A 2,744-nucleotide genomic window follows, 5' to 3' on the forward strand; every position below is an offset into this window, starting at 1 on the left:
CTTGTCCGCGGCCACCTCGGCGGCGCGCAGGCGCGGCGCCAGGCCGTTGAGCACGGCATTCACGTACTTGTGGCCATCGGTGCCGCCGAATTCCTTGGCCAGCTCGATGCACTCGTTGAGCACCACGCGCCATGGCACATCCAGGCAGTGCTGGAATTCGTACACGCCGATCCACATGGTGGCGCGTTCGATGGGCGAGATTTCGGCCATCTTGCGGTCGAGCAGCGGCGTGATCAGGGCGTCCAGGTCCGCTGCGGCATCGATGCAGCCGTGCAGTACCGCGTCGTAGTGCGCGGCGTCGGCCTTGTGGAAGCCCGCCAGGTCGCGCGTGAACGCATCAATGGCAGCGGCCTCGTTGCCGCCCACGATGTGCTGGTACAGCGCCTGCAGCGCAAATTCACGTGCGCGGCTGCGGTTGGATTTGGAGGCCGCCTTGCGCACGCCGTTGCTCTTGAGTCCGGTGCGCGGCTGTTTGGGGGGGCGTGCCGTCCCGGTGGAGGACGGCGTTGTGGGTTCACTCATGACAATTCTTCCAGCAGGTTGGCCATCTCCACGGCCACGCGGGCCGCATCGCGGCCCTTGTCGCTCTGGCGGGCAACGGCCTGCTCCAGGTTCTCGGTGGTGATGATGGCGTTGGCAATGGGCAGCTGGTAGTCGAGTGCCAGCCGGGTCACGCCCGCGCCCGATTCGTTGGCCACCAGCTCGAAGTGGTAGGTTTCGCCGCGAATGATGCAGCCCAGGGCGATGAGCGCGTCGAACTCGTCGCTTTCAGCCATGGCCTGAAGGGCCACGGGCACCTCGAGGGCACCGGGCACCAGCACATGCCGGATGTGTTTTTCCTGCACGCCCAGGGTCAGCAGCTCTTCGCGGCAGGCCTTTGCCAGCGCGTTGGTGATGCCTTCGTTGAAGCGGGCCTGGACAATGCCGATGTGCAGTTTCTTGCCGTCGAGCTTGTCCGCTGTTCCTTTGTCTGCGCCAAACATGTTCGTTCCTTGTTATTCCTTCGGGATGTAGCCGGTGATTTCAAGGCCGTAGCCGGCCATGCTGGGCATGCGGCGGGGTTGGCCCATGAGCTGCATTTTCTGCACGCCGACTTCGCGCAGGATCTGCGCGCCCACGCCATAGGTGCGCAGGTCCATGCGGCCGCGTTCGGGGGCTTGCGATGCGCGCGCCGTGCCGTTGAATTGCTCCAGCAACTGGGCTGCGCTTTCGCCGCAGTTGAGCAGCACGGCCACGCCCTTGCCCTGCGTGTTCAGATAGTGCAGGCTGGTGTCCAGCCCCCACGAATGCATCGAGCGGTTCACCTCCAGCGCGTCCAGCACCGACAGCGGCTCGTGCACGCGCACGGGCACGGATTCCTCGGGGCTCCACGTGCCCTTGACCAGCGCCAGGTGCACGGCCTGGCTGGGCTTGTCGCGGAAGGCGTGCGCGGTGAATTCGCCCCAGGGCGTCGTGAGGGAGCGCTGGCCGACTTTTTCCACCAGCGATTCATTGCGACTGCGGTATTCGATCAGGTCGGCAATCGTGCCGATCTTGATGCCGTGCTCGGCGGCAAACAGCTGCAGGTCGGGCAGGCGGGCCATGGTGCCGTCGTCCTTCATGATCTCGCAGATCACGGCCGCGGGGCTGCAGCCGGCCATGGCGGCCAGATCGCAACCTGCCTCGGTGTGGCCGGCGCGCATGAGCACGCCGCCGCTCACCGCCTGCAGCGGGAAGATGTGGCCCGGCTGCACCAGGTCGGTCGCCTGGCTGCCCTTGGCCACGGCCACCTGCACGGTGCGGGCGCGGTCGGCGGCCGAGATGCCGGTGGTCACGCCCTCGGCGGCTTCGATCGAGACCGTGAAGGCCGTGCTGTACACCGTGCCGTTGCGCGCCGCCATGGGGGGCAGCTTGAGAAACTCGCAGCGCTCGCGGGTGAGCGTGAGGCAGATCAGGCCACGGCCAAAGCGCGCCATGAAGTTGATGGCCTCGGGCGTCACGTGGTCGGCGGCAAGCACCAGGTCGCCTTCGTTCTCGCGGTCTTCTTCATCCACCAGGATGACGATGCGCCCTGCGCGCATTTCGGCCACGATGTCTTCCACCGGCGAGATGGGCACGGGGGTGAGGGGGGTGTTCATGAGGGGGCTTTCGTTGGGGGCCGCAGTGAGCAGTCGGGCGGCAGCGCAGGTTCCCGAGGCCATACGGCTGAGCGGAGCCCATAAGGCCCACCCCAAAGAGCATGCGATGCGGCGCGGCCGCACGGTGCGAAGGCCGTGCGCGTTGCGCAGGACTTCGAAGCAGGCCATTTTAGTTCAGACCGGGCCCTTGTGCCGTGGCAAGGGCTGCCGGCGTCGCGCCGACCTCAGGCCTGCAGCTCGATATCGCTCTCGGGATAGGCGATGCAGGGCAGCACGTAGCCTTCGGCTTTTTCCTCGGCGGACAGGCCTGGCCATTCGATCTGGTAGCGCACCGATCCCGCACGCAACTGGCCGATGCAGGTGCGGCAGGTGCCGTTGCGGCACGAGCTGGGCCAGTCGATGCCGCCCTGTTCCAGCGATGCCAGCAGGGGCTGGTCGGGCCATGCGTCGCATTGCGCGTCGCCGGGCACGACGTGGGCGGTGAAGAAGGGCGCGGTCATGGGAGAGAGGTCAGGGTCACTCATGGGGCGGGGTGGTTCAAGAGGTGGATGCCTGCGCGCAGGCGGCAGACGCGGCGGCGTGCTTCCACACCAGCAGCAGGTTGTTGGCGGGCAGCGCGTGGCGCGC

4 protein-coding genes are annotated in these 2,744 nt (G+C 67.1%); all 4 read right to left on the reverse strand.

Annotated features, from left to right (window positions below; all coding sequences use genetic code 11):
* Positions 1-522 (reverse strand): transcription antitermination factor NusB (gene nusB, locus ACDELDRAFT_RS21045; RefSeq protein WP_005800180.1); only part of this gene is annotated, 522 nt, incomplete at its 3' end.
* Positions 519-983, reverse strand: a complete 465-nt coding sequence (gene ribH / locus ACDELDRAFT_RS21050; protein ID WP_005800182.1) for a 6,7-dimethyl-8-ribityllumazine synthase — start codon at positions 981-983, stop codon at positions 519-521. The genes ribH and nusB, both read right to left, overlap by 4 nt.
* Positions 984-995: 12 nt before the next feature.
* Entirely contained in the window at positions 996-2,117 is a 1,122-nt protein-coding gene (gene ribBA / locus ACDELDRAFT_RS21055) for a bifunctional 3,4-dihydroxy-2-butanone-4-phosphate synthase/GTP cyclohydrolase II (protein WP_040330332.1), read from the reverse strand.
* Between the two features lie 224 nt (positions 2,118-2,341).
* Positions 2,342-2,641, reverse strand: coding sequence for a 2Fe-2S iron-sulfur cluster-binding protein (locus tag ACDELDRAFT_RS21060; protein WP_005800186.1), 300 nt, complete (start codon positions 2,639-2,641; stop codon positions 2,342-2,344).
* Positions 2,642-2,744 lie beyond the last annotated feature (103 nt).

The organism is Acidovorax delafieldii 2AN, from assembly GCF_000175235.1.
Taxonomy (GTDB): Bacteria; Pseudomonadota; Gammaproteobacteria; order Burkholderiales; family Burkholderiaceae_C; genus Acidovorax; species Acidovorax delafieldii_B.